Annotated in this window: 15 protein-coding genes; 8 read left to right on the forward strand and 7 right to left on the reverse strand. The window is 56.3% G+C overall.

Annotation, left to right across the window (positions count from 1 at the left end; all coding sequences use genetic code 11):
- Window positions 1-267 precede the first annotated feature (267 nt).
- Entirely contained in the window at window positions 268-1,119 is an 852-nt protein-coding gene (locus DC3_RS08280; RefSeq protein WP_146883881.1) for an HD-GYP domain-containing protein, read from the forward strand.
- 3 nt (window positions 1,120-1,122) lie between these two features.
- Here the strand turns inward: DC3_RS08280 and DC3_RS08285 are convergent, their stop codons facing one another.
- Complete coding sequence (locus DC3_RS08285) at window positions 1,123-2,046, reverse strand: LysR family transcriptional regulator (protein WP_146883882.1); 924 nt, start codon at window positions 2,044-2,046, stop codon at window positions 1,123-1,125.
- A 105-nt stretch (window positions 2,047-2,151) separates the two neighbouring features.
- Window positions 2,152-3,258, reverse strand: a complete 1,107-nt coding sequence (locus tag DC3_RS08290) for a BMP family lipoprotein (protein WP_146883883.1) — start codon at window positions 3,256-3,258, stop codon at window positions 2,152-2,154.
- 487 nt (window positions 3,259-3,745) lie between these two features.
- On the opposite strand from DC3_RS08290, the gene ligA reads away from it, so the two are divergent.
- Together ligA and DC3_RS08300 are read left to right on the forward strand one after the other, a co-directional pair.
- Window positions 3,746-5,770, forward strand: coding sequence for an NAD-dependent DNA ligase LigA (gene ligA, locus DC3_RS08295; RefSeq protein WP_146883884.1), 2,025 nt, complete (start codon window positions 3,746-3,748; stop codon window positions 5,768-5,770).
- A gap of 91 nt (window positions 5,771-5,861) precedes the next feature.
- Entirely contained in the window at window positions 5,862-7,499 is a 1,638-nt protein-coding gene (locus DC3_RS08300; RefSeq protein ID WP_146883885.1) for an FAD-dependent oxidoreductase, read from the forward strand.
- A gap of 70 nt (window positions 7,500-7,569) precedes the next feature.
- Here DC3_RS08300 and DC3_RS08305 read toward each other — a convergent pair whose 3' ends face one another.
- Window positions 7,570-7,881, reverse strand: a complete 312-nt coding sequence (locus DC3_RS08305; RefSeq protein WP_146883886.1) for a rhodanese-like domain-containing protein — start codon at window positions 7,879-7,881, stop codon at window positions 7,570-7,572.
- 42 nt (window positions 7,882-7,923) lie between these two features.
- The gene (locus DC3_RS08310) at window positions 7,924-8,169 is read right to left on the reverse strand and encodes a metal-sensitive transcriptional regulator (RefSeq protein WP_146883887.1); all 246 of its coding nucleotides are present in this window, start codon (window positions 8,167-8,169) and stop codon (window positions 7,924-7,926) included.
- A gap of 164 nt (window positions 8,170-8,333) precedes the next feature.
- Between DC3_RS08310 and DC3_RS08315 the strand changes: the two genes are divergently transcribed.
- From DC3_RS08315 to DC3_RS08330, 4 genes are all read left to right on the forward strand, one after another.
- Window positions 8,334-8,600, forward strand: coding sequence for an Asp23/Gls24 family envelope stress response protein (locus tag DC3_RS08315; RefSeq protein ID WP_246130602.1), 267 nt, complete (start codon window positions 8,334-8,336; stop codon window positions 8,598-8,600).
- A 62-nt stretch (window positions 8,601-8,662) separates the two neighbouring features.
- Window positions 8,663-9,190: a transcription antitermination factor NusB gene (gene nusB / locus DC3_RS08320; protein WP_146883888.1), complete on the forward strand. Its 528-nt coding sequence runs from the start codon at window positions 8,663-8,665 to the stop codon at window positions 9,188-9,190.
- The gene (locus DC3_RS08325; protein ID WP_146883889.1) at window positions 9,187-10,017 is read left to right on the forward strand and encodes a bifunctional 5,10-methylenetetrahydrofolate dehydrogenase/5,10-methenyltetrahydrofolate cyclohydrolase; all 831 of its coding nucleotides are present in this window, start codon (window positions 9,187-9,189) and stop codon (window positions 10,015-10,017) included. The genes nusB and DC3_RS08325 overlap by 4 nt, the downstream gene beginning before the upstream one ends.
- Complete coding sequence (locus tag DC3_RS08330) at window positions 10,017-10,481, forward strand: divergent PAP2 family protein (protein WP_146884026.1); 465 nt, start codon at window positions 10,017-10,019, stop codon at window positions 10,479-10,481. Before DC3_RS08325 ends, DC3_RS08330 begins: the two co-directional genes overlap by 1 nt.
- Here DC3_RS08330 and DC3_RS08335 read toward each other — a convergent pair.
- From DC3_RS08335 to DC3_RS08345, 3 genes are all read right to left on the reverse strand, one after another.
- Window positions 10,468-11,748 (reverse strand): glycosyl hydrolase, encoded by a 1,281-nt coding sequence (locus DC3_RS08335; RefSeq protein ID WP_186815915.1) that lies wholly within the window; start codon window positions 11,746-11,748, stop codon window positions 10,468-10,470. The two genes, DC3_RS08330 and DC3_RS08335, sit on opposite strands and share 14 nt — an antisense overlap.
- 66 nt (window positions 11,749-11,814) lie before the next feature.
- Window positions 11,815-12,195: an NADH-quinone oxidoreductase subunit 15 gene (locus DC3_RS08340; protein ID WP_146883891.1), complete on the reverse strand. Its 381-nt coding sequence runs from the start codon at window positions 12,193-12,195 to the stop codon at window positions 11,815-11,817.
- Window positions 12,196-12,453: 258 nt separating this feature from the next.
- On the reverse strand, window positions 12,454-12,897 hold the full coding sequence (locus DC3_RS08345; protein WP_146883892.1) for a hypothetical protein: 444 nt from the start codon (window positions 12,895-12,897) through the stop codon (window positions 12,454-12,456).
- Between the two features lie 150 nt (window positions 12,898-13,047).
- Between DC3_RS08345 and DC3_RS08350 the strand changes: the two genes are divergently transcribed.
- Window positions 13,048-14,850 (forward strand): arginine--tRNA ligase, encoded by a 1,803-nt coding sequence (locus DC3_RS08350; protein WP_146883893.1) that lies wholly within the window; start codon window positions 13,048-13,050, stop codon window positions 14,848-14,850.
- The last annotated feature ends 14 nt before the right edge of the window (window positions 14,851-14,864 follow it).

Raw genomic sequence — 14,864 nt, forward strand, 5'->3', positions numbered from 1 at the left:
CAGAAGGCCAAAACGTGTTGACTGCAGTCTTCTATTGGGTCACAGCTTCCATCACCAACACACAGCATTGCTCCAGGTGATGACGCTGCATAACAAACGGCCCTTTTCGATTCATGCTGCCCTGGATGTCCTCTGTCAGTATCAGGAGCAGGCAAAAGCCAGAGCAAAAGCTCAAGCGGCCTTCTGCCTTCTGCCTTTGGCCTTCTGCTTTTTCACGCCCCTTTGACGCCATTCCCGCTAAACTGAAATCATCCTGAGGGGGAACACATGAAAATCATGCTGATCGATGAGCCACTGCTGAAGTCCGTGCTGACCCTGGCCACCCTGATTGAAGCGCGGGATTCCTACACTGGAGGTCACACCTGGAGGGTGAGCCAGTACGCGGTGAAACTGGCCCAGGCCCTCAACCTGAGCCATGACGAGGTGTTCCTGATTGCCCTCGGTGGGATGATTCACGATCTGGGCAAGATTGCCATTCCCGATGCCATCCTCAACAAACCCGACAAACTCACGGACGAGGAATTCATGAAGATGCGTCAGCATCCGGTGGTGGGGGTCAGTTCCATGTCCGACCACCCGCTGGCAGACCTTGTGCGCCCCATGATTGAAGAGCACCACGAGCGTCATGATGGCACGGGCTACCCTCACGGCAAAAGGGGAGAGGACACCCACCTTTACGCCAGAATTGTGGCCATTGCGGACGCTTTTGATGCCATGACCAGTTCCCGGCCTTACCGCAAAGGGATGGGCATGGAAAAAGCCCTCTCCATTCTGGATGCAGGAACGGGAACCCAGTTCGATCCTGAGCTCACCCCCATCTTCACGGGACTGGGGCACAAAGGCACCCTGGACCACATCCTGGGTCACAGTGCAGAGGGCCGCCTGATGGTGGACTGCCCTGCCTGTGGTCCGACCCTGGCCCTGTCCAGAAACGACAGGGATGGGGACGTGGTCTGCTGCCCCAATTGCACCGGGAAGTACCGCATTCACCGCAGGGGAGACCATTATGAGGCTGAATTCACAGGCATCCTTGATCCTGGAATGACACCCAAACCAGACCTGGAGCAGGTGCAGGACTTCCTGAAAGACGTTCCGAAAGCCGTGTGGATTCCAGGGTGATTTTCAGGAGGGATTCACAGGGGTCTGCTGCACGTCCAGGTCAGGAAGGCCACTGGCTGGAAGCAGCTTTTTGAGCTGCTGGATGAAATACCGCACTGCAGGAATGCGCAACCCCCCAGGGCGCACAGCCAGACAGATCTCACGGTTGAGGGGTTCTTGCAGGGGCAGGATCTCGGCACCATGAGGAACATAATCCAGGGTCAGTCTGGGAGCCAGACACATCCCCAGGTTCTGGGCCACCAGATTGTACATGGTGAAGTCATCTTGCACCCGGATGATTTCGGGCGGATTCAGCTGGTGCTTTTTCAGGTATCCAGCAATGCGCTCGGCACAGTCGCCTTCTTTCCAGACCATCAGGGGTTGCCGGGTCAGGTCCTGCAGGGTGACCACCTCCCTCTGGATGCTGCCTGCAGGAACCAGCGCATCATAGGGGTCATCCAGCAACTTCCAGCTCAGGTGGTTTTCGGTCCTGGCCTGGGGAACGAAAGCCAGATCGGCCCGTCCATCATCAAGGGGTTGCAGCAGGTGGGGAACATCACAGATCTGGCTCTCGATCAGCTGGATGTGAAGGCCAGGGTGGTCCTGTCGCACCCGCTGCATGATTCTGGGCACAACGTGACTGGCGATGCTGCGGAACGTGGAGATGTTCAGGGTGCCTTCGATTTTGCCCTGCAGCAGGACCACTTCCTCTTCGATGCTGCTGATGGCCCGCAGGGCCGTGCGGGCATGCACCACCACCTGTTCTCCGGCAGAGGTCAGGCGGGCTCCAGCCCTGCCACGTAAGAGCAGGCTGACATTCAGGTGTTTTTCCAGAGCAGTGATGGACTCACTCACTGAAGATTGTGATAGCCCCAGTTGCATGGCAGCTTCTGAAAAACTGCCGGTGTCTGCCACGGCAAGCAGGGCCCTGAGCTGGGACAGTTTCATGGGTTCATTTTAGGGATTTCAGGGTGCCTGCTGGTCTGAACAGCAAGACAGCTTTCTGAGAAAAAAACACCCTCCCGGAGGAGGGTGCTTCTGATGCAACCAGGTTTATTTCTCAGGAACCTTGACTTTTCCGGAGACGATGTTTTTCTTGGCAGCTTCCACCTTGGCGATGATGCTCTGGGGCAGCAGTGCGCGGTTGTAGTCGCTGACCGCGTAACCCACGCCGCCTTCTTTCAGACCGAGGCTCACAGCGCCACCTTTGAAGGTGTTGTTCACCACGCCCTTGATGATGGAGTACACGGCGTTGTCCACACGCTTCATCATGCTGGTCAGACCGTGGTTGAGGGTCTTGGAGTTGCTGTCGGTGTCACCGAAGCGGGTCTGGTCGGAGTCCACACCAATGAAGAACATGGGGCGGCTGTCGCCAGTGCACTTGGCTTTGTAGCTGTCGGCCTTGGGCACGTTCTTGAAGAGGTCGCTCTTGAAGGTCACGCCTTTGGGCAGCTGGCTCTTCTTGATGCACTGGGTGGTCTTCACGAAGTCGATCAGACCGTTGCCGGAAGCACCAGCGGCGGCGTAGATGATGTCGGTGCCACGGGCCTTCATGGTGCCAGCAATTTCCTTGGCTTTGGCAGGATCATTCCAGGCCTGAGGGGTGGTGCCGACATATTGTGCAACCACTTTGGCTTTGGGGTTGGCAGCTTTCACACCGGCGGTGAAGCCAGCTTCGAACTTGTGGATCAGGGGGATGTCCATCCCGCCGATGAAGCCCACCACGCCCGTGGAAGAGGTCAGACCTGCAATGTAGCCCACGAGGTAAGAACCTTCGTGCTCCTTGAAGGTGACGCTCTGGACGTTTTTGGCTTCGGAAACGTCATCAATGAGACCGAAAGCCAGGTCACTGTTCTCCTTGGCGACGGTGGTGACAGAAGCATTGTTGGCAAAGCCGATGGCGAGGGTCAGGTCAAAGCCGTTCTGGGCGAAAGAACGGATGCCGCTGACCACCTGGCTGGGATCGGAGGGTTCGAAATCCTTGAGCAGGATTTTGAAGTCTTTCTCGGCGCGCTTGGCACCGTTCCAGGCAGACTCGTTAAAAGAGTGGTCGAACTTTCCGCCTGCATCGAATGCAATCCCGACTCTGACCTGTTGAGCACTGGCTGCGCTCAGTACGGCACTCAGGCCCAGCACAGCGATTAACGCAGTTTTCTTCATCTTTTCCTCCTGGGTTGTGTCCCTGTAATGACTATATGGCACATGACTTGTTTAGGCAAGAGTTTGTACCCGATGCACCGGTTTAGGGTTTCTGTCGATTGTTCCGATAAAAGCTTCATATGTAAGGAGAAAGTAAGAGTTTGGGTAGAGAATATCTGAAAATCTTCGGGAAATGCTGCTTTTTGTGTCATTTACGTCAAACGTGTGACGTTCGGAAAACAGGGTCAGGCTGTTTGGAGGTCTGGCCTTGGTGGTCCTGAGCAGTCAACTCTCAGCGGTCAGCCATCAGCAAAAGACTTCTGGTGCTCATGCCAGAGCCAAATTTGAATTGTCCTGGAAAGCAGCCGCAATGTCTGACTGAAGTGAAAGCGAAGTGGAGTTGTTGTGCTGACCGCTTTTCCAATCCTACTGGCGTGGCAGCAATCTCGCATCCGTTCCCCCACCCACCTGCACCTTTTTCGCTCAAAACAGAATATAATGGAGGAGTATGAGCAACCAGGAACGCTATTTGTCCCTCGTGAACGAGATTCAGGAGCATAACCGCCGTTATTATCTGGAAGACAACCCCTCCGTCAGCGATGCCGAATATGACCTCCTGATGCGCGAACTCCGCAGCCTGGAGGAACAGCACCCGGAATGGATCGTGCCAGAGAGCCCCACCCAGAATGTCGGGGCAGACATTGATGATGCCCAGCAGGACGCTCTGCTGGCCCGTTCTCCTTTCGCCCCGATCCAGCACCTGCACCGCATGACCAGTCTGGACAACGCCTTCGATGATTCTGACTTGCAGTCTTTTGAGGACCGCATCAACAGGGTGCTCGGGACGTCCGGCCAGTCTTACGATTACACCTGTGAGCTCAAGATTGATGGTCTGAGCATCAACGTTTATTACCACAACGGACAGTTGACCTGGGCCGCCACCCGGGGCAATGGGGTGATTGGTGAGGACGTGACCGCAAATCTCCTGACCATTCCAGGCATTCCCAGAAAGCTCGAAGGGGTGCCAGAGCACCTCGAAGTGCGGGGAGAGGTCTTCATGACCAAGGAGGAGTTCCTGCGCCTCAATGCTGAAGCGGAAGAACTTGGGGGCACGGTCTTCAAGAACCCCAGAAATGCTGCAGCAGGTTCTTTGCGTCAGAAAGACGCCAGTGTGACCGCAAGCCGCAAGCTGCAAGTGAATTTTTATGCACTGGGCAGCACCGAAGGCCTTGCCGTCCACACCCAGGGCGAATTGCTGAAGTGGCTGCAGGACCACGGTTTCCAGACCAATCCCTACTCTAAGCATGCCAGAGGCTGGAGTGAAGCTGCTGCCTACCACCGCGAGATGATTCAGGAGCGTCCGAACTTCCCTGTGGATGCAGACGGAACTGTGGTCAAGGTGGACCGTTTCGACCTGCAGAACGAACTGGGTTTCACCTCCCGTGCTCCAAGATGGGCCATTGCCTACAAGTTCCCGGTGGAAGAAGCCCGCACGGTTTTGCAGGACATCCAGATCAATGTGGGCCGCACCGGAAAACTGGCCCCTCTGGCGGTGCTCGACCCCGTGGATGTGGAGGGTTCCACCGTTGCCCGTGCCACGCTGCACAACGAGGATTTCATCAAAGACCTGGATCTGCATCTGGGCGACACTGTGGTGATTCGCAAAGCTGGTGGAGTCATCCCGGAAATCGTGCGGGTCGTCAAGGAGCTCCGTCCAGAAGGTGCAGTGCCTTTCCAGTTCCCAAAAGAATGCCCGGTCTGTCACCATCCGGTCACCCGCGACCCTGAAAACGCCGACACCTACTGTGTGAATCCAGAGTGTCCGTCCCAGTCCTACCAGCGCATCTTGCACTTCATTCACAAAGGTGCGATGGACATTGCCGGAATGGGCGAGAAAACGCTGGAACAACTGGTCAACTCGGGCCGTGTGACCAGCGTTGCTGATCTGTACGCCCTCAACATGGACACCCTCTTGCAAATCGAACGGATGGGGGAGAAGAACGCCACCAAACTCCTGCAGCAAATTGAGGAAAGCAAAACCCGCCCTCTCAGCCGCCTGATTTTTGGTCTGGGCATTCGCTATGTGGGTGCCCGCAACGCAGAGTTGCTGGAAAAACACTTTCCGGATCTGGACGCCTTGCTGAACGCCAGCGAAGTCACCCTCTGCAACATTCCTGGCCTGGGAGACCGCATTGCTGAAAGTGTCTACCACTCTCTGCAGGACCCCAACATGCGAGAGCTCATTGAGCGCCTGAGAGGATATGGCCTCAACTTCAAGAGCACTTTTGAAGCGGCAGGGGAAGAGCTTGCAGGACTGACCTTTGTGATCACCGGGAGCCTCTCGCAGCCCCGAGATGACGTCAAGAAGCGTCTGGAGCGTCTGGGTGCCAGGGTCACTGGCAGTGTCACCAAAAAAACCGACTATGTGCTGGCAGGAGAAGATGCAGGTTCCAAACTGGAGAAAGCCACCCAGCTTGGGGTCAAAGTCATTGATGAAGCTGCACTGGAAACCCTGATTGCACAGCGCAGCTGAATGCTGTGCTGACTCACCCTTTGACAGGCCCTGAACAGAGGCCTGTTTTTTGACTCTGGCAAAATACCCCCTGGGGGTATATAATCAAGGCATGAAAGTGCTGATCATTGGAGGGGTGGCAGGTGGAATGTCCGCTGCAACACGCCTCAGACGACTGAACGAAAAAGCAGAGGTTGTGGTGATCGAAAGAGGTCCCCACGTTTCCTTCGCCAACTGTGGCTTGCCTTACCACATCGGAGGCACCATTGAAGAACGAGAGAAACTGCTTCTGCAGACCCCTGAATCCCTGCATGCCCGCTTCAACCTTGATGTGCGGATTCAGACCGAAGCCCTCAAGGTGAATCCAGAGGAGCACATTGTGGTGCTCAAGGACCTGCGGTCAGGCAAGACTTATGAGGAGAAATACGACCGCCTGATCCTCAGTCCAGGGGCAAGCCCGATTCGCCCCCCTCTCCCGGGAATCGAGCATGCCCTCACCCTGCGGAACATCCCGGACATGGACCGCATCAACAGACACCTCGAAAACAGCAGGGCAGAACAGGCGGTGGTGATTGGCGGAGGATTCATTGGTCTGGAAATGGCTGAGAATCTGGTGCACCGTGGCCTCAAAGTGCATGTGGTGGAAGCTGGACCCCAGGTTCTGGCCCCCCTTGATCCAGAAATGGCCGCCCTGGTCCAGAAGGAAGTGGTCAAACAGGGAATCAAACTGCACCTGATGGATGCCCTCCATAGCATTGAGGATCAGGGAAAGCGCGTTGTTCTCAAATCTGGAGAGACAATCCCGGCAGACCTGATCATTCTTGCCATTGGGGTCAAACCGGAAGTGGCCCTGGCGAAAGACGCTGGCCTGAAGCTCGGTGAGCGTGGAGGAATTCTGGAATCGGACACCCTCCAGACCAGTGATCCTGATATTTACGCTGTTGGAGACGCCATTGAGAAAATCAACCTTGCAGGAGAGGCGGGCCTGATTCCTCTGGCCTGGTCTGCAAATCGGCAGGGAAGGCTGATCGCGGACCACATCTCGGGCAGAACCATTCATGTGGGGCATCAACTGGGGACAGCCATTGTCAAAGTGTTTGATCTGACGGTCGCCACCACAGGACTGAATGAAAAACAGCTTCAAAAAAGCGGCCGACCCTTCGCTGTTGTCCATACCCATGCAAGCTCTCATGCCAGTTATTACCCGGGTGCAGAAACCCTCAGCCTGAAACTCCTGTTCAACCGAACCACCCGGGAGATTTATGGTGCCCAGGCCATCGGTAAAGAAGGTGCAGACAAGCGCATCGATGTGATCGCCACAGCCATTCGTGGAGGGATCCTGGCCGATGAACTCAGCGATCTGGAACTCGCCTACGCTCCTCCCTACAGCAGCGCAAAAGACCCGGTGAACATGCTGGGTTACATGGCAGAAAACCTGCTGGAAGGGCTGCCCACAGTCCAGTGGCATGAAGTGAACCCTGAAGACATCTTGCTGGACGTGCGCGATCCCCATGAATACACGAGAGGCCATCTGAGGGGAGCCATCAACATCCCCTTGAACCAGTTGAGAAGCCGCCACCAGGAGCTTCCTGCTGGTCCCATTACAGCCTACTGTCAGGTGGGCCTCAGAGGGTACCTTGCCACACGCCTGCTCAGGCAACTGGGCCATGAGGTGCGAAATCTGGATGGAGGGTACACCACCTTCAAACTGGGGCGGCCAGATCAGGTGACCGAACCCGTGAAATCCTGAAATCCATCAGGCAACAGAATTGGAGGTCTCTCACTTGCCCTGAGAGACCTCCTTTTTCCCTGAGAATGTTTCAGGGAGCTTCAACCCGGTAACCCTGGCGTTTCCAGCCCAGGGTGCCTCCCATCAGGTTCAGAACTGGACCCTCCAGGACCTGGGCGAGATGCTCGCTGGCCATCTGGCTTCTGCCTCCAGACTGACAGACCACCACAACAGGTGCCTGAAGGGACGGGGCATGCTGGGTGAGGACGCCCAGAGGGATGTTGCGGGCTCCTGGCAGGTGCCCCTGGTGAAACTCGTCGGGTTCTCTCACATCAATGATTTGCGCTCCTTTCTGGAGCCAGCTTTCCACTTCGTTCGGGAAGATGTCCTGGTACATGTTCATTCCTTCAAAGTATACCCCCCGGGGGTATACGTCAATGGCTGCTTAACCCCTGAGCAGCTTCATCACCTTGACGATGTCTGCAGGAGTGGCCTCACCAGAAGCCTGACACTCGGTGAGGTACTTCTCCATGATCAAATCTCCAGTGGCTCCCAGAGCACTGCGAATGCCCGAGAGCAAAGTCAGGATTTCGGTGCAAGAGCGCTCCTCCTCGATCATTTTCTGCAGGCCGCGAATCTGGCCCTCCAGGCGGTTCAGGCGGTTCAGGATCTTCTTTTTCGGGTCGTCCATAAAACAATGATACCCCAAGGGGGTATGTGTAACGTCCTCTCAGAAAACAGGGATAAAATGCTAGACTGGATTACGGTAGAAGTACGCCAGTCTTGATGCACAAAGACTCCGGCCACAACAGTGATCTGGGGATCATGCTGAACGCTTCAGACACGGGAGGTCTCATGCTAAACATCTCAAAAGACGTGATTATCGGCATCGCTGGCTTCACCTTGCAGAATGTCAGTGGAGTGAAGTCCCCCACCAAAACCATCAAGGTGGACCGTGAACAGGACCAGGTCAGCCTGGATCTGGGCCTCACCATCAGTTATGGGGCCAACCTGCTCAAACTGTGTTCCGAAGTGCAGCGCAGCGTGGCCGAAAACATTGAACTCATGACCGGACTGAAGGTCCGTGCCGTGAATGTCACCGTTCAAAGCGTTGTAGAGTGATGCTCTGCACACAGATCCGTGGGCCACAAGCTCACGGGTCTGACGTGTGAAAAGGAAAGTGAATGTCAGATCAAACCCGCAGACAGAAAAACCAGCCCACCGGTTCCCGCAGAAACTCCCGTGAATTCGCTTTCCGGGTGATCTTCGAAGCCGAACAGGGCAAGCAGGACATGCAAGACACCTTCTCCCGCGTGCTGGCCGCCTCCAGGCAGGGAGACAGCGAAGTGTACCCCGAACTCACCCCCGAAGCCGAACAGTTCGCCGAGGACCTCGCCCTGACCTTTGACCGCAACAAGGACGGTGTGGACCAGGCCCTCAAGATGAGCATCACCGGGTGGACCTTCTCCCAGATGCCCCAGACCGACGTGAACGTGCTGCGAATTGCCGCAACCGAGATGATCTTCTTCCGCACCGATCCCCCAGTGGTGATTGAGAGCGCCATCCGCATGGCCCGCCGTTTCGGCTCCGACGAATCAGGACGCTTTGTGAACAGCGTGCTGGACAAACTCGCAAAAGGCCTGCAGGACGGCAGCGTCCCCAGACCTGTGCAGACCCGCGACGTGGAACACTCCGAGGGTGAAGAGCAGTGATCGAACTGAAAGGCGCTCCTGCCGCTGAAAGCCTGCTCCGTCAGGCCGTGCAGCGCATGGAGCAGCTTCCTTTTGTGCCCCACCTGCATGTGATCCGGCTCGGAGAGGACCCTGCAAGCGTCAGTTATGTGCGCCTCAAGGACAGAAAAGCCCAGGAAATCGGTCTGCGTTCCACCATGCATGTGCTGCCTGAAGACACCAGTGAGGCTGCACTGCTGGCCCTGATTGACCGCCTGAATGCTTCAGAAGATGCCCACGGCATTCTGGTGCAGCTTCCCCTCCCGAAACACATCAACGCCCAGAAGGTCATTGAACACACCTCACCCCTCAAGGATGTGGATGGCTTTCATCCTGAGAACGTGGGAAAACTGTGGCTTGGGCAGGAAGCACTGCTCCCCTGTACCCCAGCGGGCATTCTGGCCCTGTGCGACCACCACCAGATTTCACTTGCTGGCAAGAAAGTGGTGATCGTGGGTCGAAGCAACATCGTGGGCAAACCCCTTGCTGCCCTGATGCTGTCCAGAGATGCCACGGTCACTGTTGCCCACAGCAGAACCGTGAACCTCCCGGAGATCACCCTTCAGGCAGACATTCTGGTCGCTGCGGTGGGCAGGCCCGGCACCATCACGCCAGTCATGGTGAAAGAGGGGGCCGTGGTGCTCGATGTCGGGGTCAACCGCGTGGATGGAAAACTGGTTGGGGATGTCACTCCAGAAGTCCGAAATGTTGCCTCGGCCCTCACTCCGGTCCCGGGAGGCATCGGCCCGATGACCGTGGCCCAGCTCATGCTGAACACCGTGCTGGCTGCAGAACGCCAGAGGGGATGATGCAGGAGTTGCTGAACAACCTGTGGCTGTGGACAGGATTTGCCGCTGCCATCATTGCCCAGCTGATCAAGGTGCTGCTGGCCCTCATCCTGGAGAAACGCTGGCGTCCTGGCCTGTTCATGGAGACCGGAGGGATGCCCAGCAGCCACACAGCCCTGGTTGCAGCCCTCTGCACCGGAATCGGCTACACGCACGGGGTGGGCAGTCCCATATTTGCTGTTGCAGTGGTCTTCTCCAGCATCGTGATGTACGACGCCACCGGAGTGCGGCGGTCTGCAGGCATGCAGGCCCGACTGCTGAACGAACTGATGGTGGAAATCCGGGAACTGGTCCGGGAAGGTTTCGCCCCACAGCCCCTGAGGGTGCTGCTCGGGCACACCTACCTGGAAGTCGCCATTGGACTGCTGCTTGGCATCCTGATCGGGTACACCAGCTTTCAGCTCTTTTACGTCAGCGGACCATGAAAGTCTGCTCGACCGGACGGCCCACATTGGCAACGGCCCTGAGGATGTGCCTGCCGGTTTTCAGGTTCCTGAGCTGAATCCGGTAAGGGGCCACCGTGCTTTTCTGCACCAGTACGCCATCCAGAAAATACCGCACACTGCTCACCCGGGCATCTCCCACGTAACTGAGCACCTGCACGTCTTTCCCTGTGGTGTTCGGAAACGGCACATAACTGTACTTCGATGCCGCACGAAATGTCTTCAGGAAATAGGGTTCACTGAGGATGTGCTGGTAGGTCTTCAGGACACTGCTGCTTTTGAGCAGGTTGTAATTGGCCCGTCTGGTCACTGCATACCCTTTGTATTCATCTGCTGCAGTCATGTCGAAGTTCAGCCAGTTGATGTTCTTGATGCGCGGATATTTCAGCATGATGTTGAAATAGAACTGCTGCATCTTGGATGTGGCAAAAGCAGAAAGATCCCTGCTGCTCGATGCACTGTGGTGCTCTGCTGCATATTCCGAGACCTGAATGGGATGCCGACCCGAAAAAGTGTGGTACAGGGTCTCCAGCCGCTCTGTGGGCAGCATGTTCACCGTGACTTTTGCAGGATCTCCATTCCAGTAGTACTTGCTGTAAAGGGTGATCCCCACCCAGTCCACAAATTCCTGACCTGGATAATAATCGATCACGCTCTTGATGTCCGTGAAAGCCATCGGGGTCCAGACCATCGCCACGTTGGGGGCCTCTTCATGCATGATGCGGGCAACCATGCGGAACTTCTCCCGGTACAGGGCAGGGTCCTTGCTCCAGTTGTTCACCGAATCATTGAATTCTGAGGCCCAGCGCATGAAAATCGGCTGGTTCATGTTTCTGGCCTGTCTTGCCCACTCGCGCACCAGATCCTCTGTCACTTCTTTCAAGGGAATGCGTGGCTCAACAGCGAGATGAATGGCCGCAGTGTCTCCTGCGAGCTTCTGAACAAAAGCTGCAGGAAAAAAAGGAGACCAGGGATTGCTGTTTTCAGGTTTGCGGAAAAAATTGTACCTGAAGTACACCGCATGGGACCCCACTGCCCGGTTCACCTGCTCCAGATCTGCCTGCCCGGCAGGAGAATTCAGATCGGCCCAGATGCCCACATAGCATCCTGCAGGAGGCTCGTATTTCGCAAGTGGAGAGGGAGTGGCAATCTGCCCGGACTGCACATACAGTTCAACGGGTGCAGGAAGGGGTTTTGTGAGGGCAGATCCGCCAAGCAGGGCCGGAAGAAGAAGGGCAAGTCGAGGCACCTCCATATCAGAGCAAAAAGTGACCCCCCTGACAAGTCCATCTGTCAGGGGGAGAGGAGTCAGGGCTCAGGCTGCGTTTGCGCTGTCCCGGGCTTTTTCCAGCAGCTCCCGCAGGCGCTCCCGGGTGAAAGGGCGTTTTCCTTCCAGCAGGTCCCCGTGGTGCTCGTGCAGGTGCCAGTGTTTGCTGCCCCCCAGGAGCCTCAGGCTGATGCCCTTGTCTTCGACGTGTCTGGGGCTGACTGCGGCAAGCAGCAGGGTTTCCCCTCGTGCATTTTGCACAGAGGCACTCTGGATGATGGTGGGCAGGTCATACTTGCGTTCCATGCGGTAGATGTAATCCGGGAAATCAGACACCTTCACAAAGTTCAGGCCCAGTTCCTGGGAAAGTTCCTGCATCCAGCCGAGGAGATTCATCCATGAAACATAGATTCTCTGGGTATCTTGCATGATACCCAGAGTATAACAGTTCCTTGTGATGGATGTCTCAAGCAGCCAGGGTGAAGATAAAGTCGCTGAATGGGCGGTATCGCTGCAGGAAGCCATCAGCTTTCAGTGGTCAGCACCAGAACACAGGTGTGTCTTCACTTCAGCCAGAAAAACAGAAGGTTGATTCTCTGGCGCAGCAGAGATTTTTTCAGGGCCTGATGCCTATGCTCAAAGCTTTTTTTTTGCTGATGGCTGATCGCTGAAAGCTGACAGCTCTGGTCAGCGGCAGTCCTGCACGTAACTGCTGGCCCGCACAAAGCTGGAGGTCTCGCCAGATCCTGCTGCGGTGGCCCTCACATACAGGTCGTAATTGGGCTCACTGGGCTTCACGATGATGCTGAGCTTGGTGACCCCCACCTGATCCTGGTTGTAGGTCACAGAATTCCTGAAGGTGCCTGATTCAGGGCTCCGCAGGTAAATCTTGGTGGACCCCAGGGCAGTGTTGGGGTTGGCGCTTCCCCCTTTGGAGACCAGCAGGGCTTCGTAACTGGAGATGGCGCGGTCCACCTGGAAGGAGAAGTCATAGGTGCGCTGGTTGCTGGGGCAATACCAGACTTTCACATTGCCGGGGCGTGCAACAGGGGTGTAATCGTCATCGGAGACAATCAGGGTGCAGGAACTCAGGGACAGGGCAACAGCTGAAAATAAAAGCATCCGTTTCATGAGAGCAGCATAACAAAAGACAGTAAGAAATCTTCCAACTTTTCCTCAGGCGGTCTTCAGAAAACCTTGAGCTTGCAGGTACGTCACTGTGACACGGCAGGTAAGCACATTGAGGCATCCGGTGGGAAAATCGGTATAAGATAATCCGGTATGAACCTCAAAGATGCGCTGAGAAGCGCCGTACAACAGGCCATCGCCCACCATGGGCTCGAAATCGAGGTGGCAATCCAGGAAACCCCCGCCGACAAACCCGGCGATTACGGGACCCCGGTGGCCTTCCAGCTGGCCAAAGCACTCAAGAAAAATCCGGTTCAGATTGCAGCCGAAATCAAAGACAGCATTCAGCTTCCCGTGGGCATCGCCCGCGCTGAAAATGTGGGACCCTACCTCAACTTCTTTGTGGATGTCCCCAGTTATGTGCGGGGCCTCACTGAAGAGGACTTCGTGCCCCCTGCCCGCGAAGGCAAGGTCCTGATCGAGCACACCTCCGTGAACCCCAACAAGGAACTGCACGTCGGGCACCTGCGCAACGTGGTGCTCGGAGACGCCATGTCCCGCATCTTCCGGGCCAATGGTTATCAGGTGGAGGTCCAGAACTACATCGATGACACCGGCAGACAGGCTGCAGAGAGCCTGTTTGCCAGAGAGCACTACGGTGCGTCCTACATGGGTGAACCCAAGTACGACCACTGGCTTGGTGAACTCTATGTGCGCCTGAATGCTGACCCCCAGAAAGCCGACCTCGAACCCGGCATCCGGGAGGTCATGCACAAACTGGAAGCCGGAGAACTGCGGGAAGAAATCGAAGAGGTGCTGCACGCCCACCTCGAAACCTGTCATGCTCTGGGTGCAGAGTACGACCTGCTGGTGTGGGAGTCCGACATCGTGGGCAGCGGTTTCCTCGCCAAGGCCATGAAAATACTGGAAGAGAGCCCTTACTGCTCCCACCCCACCGAGGGCAAATACGCTGGCTGCTTCGTGATGGACGTGTCCAGTTTCATTCCCGGACTCGAAGATCCCAACCTCGTTCTGATCCGCTCGGACGGCACAGCCACCTACACCGCCAAGGACATCGCACAGCAGTTCTGGAAATTCGGGCTGTTTGAGGGGCTGGAATACAAACCTTTCACCACTGAACCCAGTGGCAAAACCCTGTACACCACCCATCCTCAGGGGAAACCCGCTGATTTTGCCCACGCCACCCGCGTGATCAATGTCATTGATGCACGCCAGAAGTTCCCGCAGACCGTGGTGAAAACCTCACTGGCCATTGCAGGACATCAGGAAGCCTATGAAAACAGTTTCCACCTTGCCTATGAAACGGTGCTTCTGGAAGGTCAAACCATCTCTGGCCGCAAAGGAATCACGGTTTCTGTAGATGAGGTGCTTGAAGAAGCCAGAACCCGCGCCAAAGCTGCCCTCAAGGACATTGAACGCTACCAGAACCCTGAAGAGGTTGCCGAAAAAGTGGGCCTGGGTGCCCTGCGTTTCTCCATGCTGAAATCCGAACCGGGTCGCCAGATTGATTTCCGCTGGGAAGCTGCACTGGCACTCAACGGGGACACTGCTCCTTATGTTCAGTACGCAGCGGTTCGGGCACAGACCATCCTCAAAAAAGCCCAGGAGGCAGGCCTGTCCCTGGAGGGTGCAGATTACAGCAAAGTCACCGACCATGAACTTGCCCTGCTCAAGTCGGTGGCCCGCTACCCTGAGGTCCTGGACATGTGTGTGCGGGACACCAGCCCACACCATCTGGTGCAATATGCCCTGGATCTGGCAACGGAACTGAACGGCTGGTACAACAAGAAAGACAAAGACGGCAAACCCGCCACCCGGGTGATCGATGCAGACGCTGGCCTCAGAGAAGCCCGTCTGAACATCGTGTTGCGCGTCCGCAAAACCCTTGAGCAGGTGCTGGGTGCACTTGGCATTGGTGTTCCCAGCGAAATGTGAACCACACTTTCTCA

The organism is Deinococcus cellulosilyticus NBRC 106333 = KACC 11606 (assembly GCF_007990775.1).
Classification (GTDB): Bacteria; Deinococcota; Deinococci; order Deinococcales; family Deinococcaceae; genus Deinococcus_C; species Deinococcus_C cellulosilyticus.